The following is a 4,546-nucleotide window of genomic DNA, read 5'->3' on the forward strand; positions in this document are numbered from 1 at the left end:
CAGAGATTGGAACGCTGCGATTAATATCAAGAGAGTGGGGCTGGGCATATTCCCCACTATAAAACGCCCCAAGCGTAGCCGTAAGACTACGACAAAGGAAGCCTACACCGTAATCTCTGATTCGGTGTAGGAGGATGTCACGATAGCTAGTGCAAGAAATAAAAAACTATACAAAATAGCGAGCGAGACGCCAATCCATTCATTTTATAATGGATTACCCACATCTTTCTTGACAATTATTCACCTCTGTAGGGGCGACCCGCTTAGCCTAATTAAAAACCCCAGTCCACTCAAGTAGCTCGGGTCGCCCTCCACACTTTCTAATGCCGTCGATCCCATCACCCGTTGCGGGTTGCTAAAGGATTCGCTGGTATCATAGTCTACAATCATCCGGCTGGCGCGATCGCTCTTGCTCCAAATAACCGCCTGATCACGACTCACGTCACCACTAGCCACCCCGTAAGGGGTTTGTGGACGGATTTTATCTGAGGTGATCATCCCCGGTGCTGTACTCTGGGCTAATCCTGATTTCGATAACAGGTTAGCGGTGATCAATCCACCACTGGTTAAGGCGGAGGTAACCAGGAAGCGGCGACGGGTGATGAGTGACTGATTTTTCCCTGCCCTAGATAAAAATGATGCCCCAAATGTGAACAGTAGAGCAAATAATTCAATTAAACCTCAGCGTTGATGACTAGACAAAACAGACAAAAGTCTTTGTTCATCAGAGGTTCAGCTTGTTTGCACCGTTGGTAAAGCTTGGTTGCGCCGTTGGTAAATTTACGATTGAATGTCCTCATGTTAAGCGCTTTTTTGTTAGAGAGTGAGTATCGCCTCTATAATTAACATGGTAGGCATCTGGCTCCCCGGAGTCAGGTGAGCAGACTCTAACGTGCAGTGTTTCCAGAAACGTGTCGGGTCAGCCAGAGTTATAAGACCTCAAACTGATCGAACGACAGTTATCGGTCAAGGTTATTTTTGAAAAGAAACAAGAATAGCTGATTCGTCGGTAAACTTCCTGTCGGTGAATTAGCGACTATCTTGGAAAAAATAAACAATGAACTCAGGTTCGATTGCCAGATAAAGAATAAGACAAGTTAGTGGGGTGCTGTTTTCAATGCGATAGTTAATTAGACTTGTCTAAAAATTAGTCAAAGACCCTTGTAATCCAGGGTTGACGTGTAATTTATGGACGTGTCTAGTGATGAAGAAAAATTCAACAGGGGCGCTGACAAAAACGATGGTGTCGGGTTCTCAAGACGCTTGGGACAATAAACCTCTAGGCGGACGCTATCACGTTATGGAAAAGCTAGGGGTCGGAGGGTTTGGTCAAACCTTCTTGGCGCGGGATATGCATTTGCCCGGTCATCCCCAATGCGTCGTTAAAAAATTAAAACCTCAAGTGAGCGATGATGATGAGGAGGGGCTGCAAACGGCGAGACGCCTCTTCCAAACGGAAGCTCAAGTCCTCTATCGACTGGGTAATCATGAGCAGATTCCCCGGCTTTTGGCTCATTTTGAGGAAAATCATGAATTTTATCTGGCTCAGGAATATATTCAAGGACAACCCTTAAGTAAAGAGATAGACTCTCATCTGACGTGGTCACAGGAAAAAGTGCTATCCCTCCTGCAAGATATATTGCAGGTACTAACATTTGTCCATCAACAGAATGTGATCCACCGGGATATCAAGCCAGCTAATTTGATTCACCGCGCCGCTGATGGCAGAATTGTGCTGATTGATTTTGGTGCGGTGAAACAGGTTAGATGTGAGTCGCTGAATCCGGAAACAGCGCTGACCAATGTGACGATTTCTATCGGCACTAAGGGATATATGCCCAATGAGCAACTGGCAGGAAAACCTCGCTATAGTAGTGATGTTTATGCGGTGGGGATTATTGGGATTCAGTTATTAACGGGAATTCATCCCAAACATATTAAAGAAGACTCCGATACGGGTGAACTCAACTGGCGCAAATATGCCAAGCAGATTAGTCCGGAATTGGGAAAAATTTTGGATAAGATGGTGCGCTATGATTTTCGCGATCGCTACTCGACAGCAGAAGAAACCCTGTTAGCATTCCAGAGTTTACCCGCGCCATTATTGGAGTCGGCGTCACCCCCCCAACCGTTAGCCCCTGAGTGTGAATTGCCGCCCCTGGTTGATCCCCAAGCGCCGACGGATCAGGAAAGTCAAAATTTCCCCGATGATTCAGCCGAGACTCAGGCGTGGGAGGCGACACCAACGGAATCGACGCTGATTGAAATCGAGGAGTCGAATAGCGAATCGTCCGCTAGTCAAACCCAAGACACCGGACGCACCCAAACCTCTCAGCCCACCCCGGCTCAGACGGATGCTACCGTATCCCTAAGTCAACCTCAGGACGTTGAACCAACCGCAACGGTGTCAACTGCAGCCAGAAGCCATGGATTTCGGCAATGGTTGATGCAGCCTTGGACAATTGCCACGATCGCGATCGCGGTTAGTTCCACGGTTGCTGTCACCCTGATTCTACTCCCCTCTCAATTGAATCATCAGTCTCAAATTAAGGATGTCCCGGTGGAAAGCCCAAGCCCAACTCCTTCTCCTTCTCCCTCGCCAACCCCCGAACCCACGGCTGAATCCTTGCTCGCCGAAGCCGAAGACTTAAGAAAAGCTGGAGACTATGAGGAAGCAATTGAGGTTTACAATCAGGCGCTCGAACTCCAATCTGACTTAGCCCCAGCCTATTGGGGACGGTGCGAGAGTCTCAATCAATTAGGACAGCCTGAACAAGCCCTAGTCTCTTGTAATGACGCCCTCGCCTACCAATCCGATTATGCCGAAGCCTTAGTCAGCAAAGCCGATGCCTTACGCCAACAAAACCAGATTATAGACGCCTTGCGACTGTATGGACGGGTAGCGGAATACTATCCCGATTTTGCCCGAGGTTGGATTCGCTATGGCATAGCACTGCAAGGGGTGGGACGTTCCGCTGAGGCGGTTCAAGCGTTAGACAAAGCGATTGAATTGGATCGGAACTCCGCCGATGCTTGGGCAACTCGCGGTGAGGCGCTCATGGCGTTAGGGCGCACCACGGAAGCGATTCCTTCTCTGGATAAAGCCCTGCAACTCGAACCCGATCATGAAAAAGCTGCCAGCCTGCGTGAAAAGGCGAGGGAAACACTAGGGCGTTAGAATCATACGGCAAGGGATAGGGGCGCTATGTAGAGACGTAGCATGCTACGTCTAGGAACTTTTTGCGTTGGCGTGAATCACCAAAAGTTATATCTGAACTCCACTCAGCCTTTGAAAGTTGGTTGGGATTTGTTCATCTCTACGGATTTTCGTGGCAACGGTGCAATTCAAGACAAAGGGCTGAGGAAATCAATCAGGAAATTTATAATCGCATTGGAGAACAACTCCAACCTGGACAACAATTTACCCTAGGCAAGTACAGATTCACGACTATCGAAGATGATGGGTTACTGCGTCTTGGACGAGTCGCACTGGCTGTCATCTCGCACCTACCACGCGGTAATTTTATACATATCATTGCTACAGTATGTTTGGCTGAAGCAATAATGGGAGAACCCGATAAGTATAACCTTTTTGCTTGGCTTTTCCGTACTGCGTCAGAATCAGTTTGGATAGCAGTTAAGGATGAAGTTGAACAGCTTCTCGAAGTCAATCATATCGTGGCTAAACAAGCGGCTTATCGACTCCTTTCATTTGAGGGTAGTCCAGACGCTTATCAATTGCAGCAAAGTTTGCCACAGGATTTATTTCCGCCTCATTCGATTCTTGAAGAATACAAAGAAGATCCCTGTACTTCTGGGTTTCAATGGACTCAATCTGACTGTGAAACTTGCCTGACTAGAGAAGATATCACCCTCGAACAAATCGCTAGACAAATCAAGGAACATTGTATTAATCCAAACTTATCAGTTCCAAGTGATTTAGGACAACGTCTTGCGCCATTAACTCAAACTATATCTATCCAACAAGTAGTAATTAATCTTGGTCAAACTATAGATGATGTAAAACTTAAGGATTATGAACCAGCGCTTTGTGCTTATTCTCCAAACTCTATAGCCGACTTAGTGCGAGATATTACTCGCCAAATTGAGGAACGTAAAAACTTTGAATTACGGCAATTAAGTATAAGACTAAAAAAATATGCGCTTATTTTTGGCAGGGAAGAACAGGAGAGTATATATCGTGCTTGGACTCGTCTACAGGATAAAGCAGACTCATGGAATGAAGCTGAAAAATGTGCAGAAATGTTCTTGTTTCGCTTAATTCTGAAAACTCAGAATGCAGAGGATCAGCTTATCTCCCTAATGGGACGACCTGAACAAGCCCAAGATTTAGTAGCCTATGAACAGATGTTCCTTCCAATTATAAATTGGGATATTGTACGCGATACAGCGCTTCGCGCTGCTATGAGGTACAGTAACAACAATGAGCAAACCAATTTCTTAAATGTTTAGGATTGATTAAATCAAGAGCTACAGCCAAAATTTTATCAATCATAGAACTGGTAGTAGGAGTAAAGCCCAGCAC

3 protein-coding genes are annotated in these 4,546 nt (G+C 46.2%); 2 read left to right on the forward strand and 1 reads right to left on the reverse strand.

All coding sequences use genetic code 11. The annotated features are described in order from the left end of the window. Positions 1 to 240 precede the first annotated feature (240 nt). Positions 241 to 555, reverse strand: a complete 315-nt coding sequence (locus tag RIG27_RS07125) for a PhoD-like phosphatase N-terminal domain-containing protein (protein WP_446343735.1) — start codon at positions 553 to 555, stop codon at positions 241 to 243. 649 nt (positions 556 to 1,204) lie between these two features. On the opposite strand from RIG27_RS07125, the gene RIG27_RS07130 reads away from it, so the two are divergent. Together RIG27_RS07130 and RIG27_RS07135 are read left to right on the forward strand one after the other, a co-directional pair. Further along, the gene (locus RIG27_RS07130; protein WP_446343737.1) at positions 1,205 to 3,178 is read left to right on the forward strand and encodes a protein kinase domain-containing protein; all 1,974 of its coding nucleotides are present in this window, start codon (positions 1,205 to 1,207) and stop codon (positions 3,176 to 3,178) included. Between the two features lie 62 nt (positions 3,179 to 3,240). Further along, on the forward strand, positions 3,241 to 4,473 hold the full coding sequence (locus RIG27_RS07135) for a hypothetical protein (protein ID WP_446343739.1): 1,233 nt from the start codon (positions 3,241 to 3,243) through the stop codon (positions 4,471 to 4,473). The last annotated feature ends 73 nt before the right edge of the window (positions 4,474 to 4,546 follow it).

It is taken from the genome of Coleofasciculus sp. F4-SAH-05, from assembly GCF_040222985.1.
GTDB classification, from domain to species: domain Bacteria; phylum Cyanobacteriota; class Cyanobacteriia; order Cyanobacteriales; family Coleofasciculaceae; genus Coleofasciculus; species Coleofasciculus chthonoplastes.

Coding starts and splice junctions, on each gene's coding strand:
- RIG27_RS07130 (WP_446343737.1), top strand. CDS start 1,205: ATGAAGAAAAATTCAACAGGGGCGCTGACAAAAACGATGGTGTCGGGT.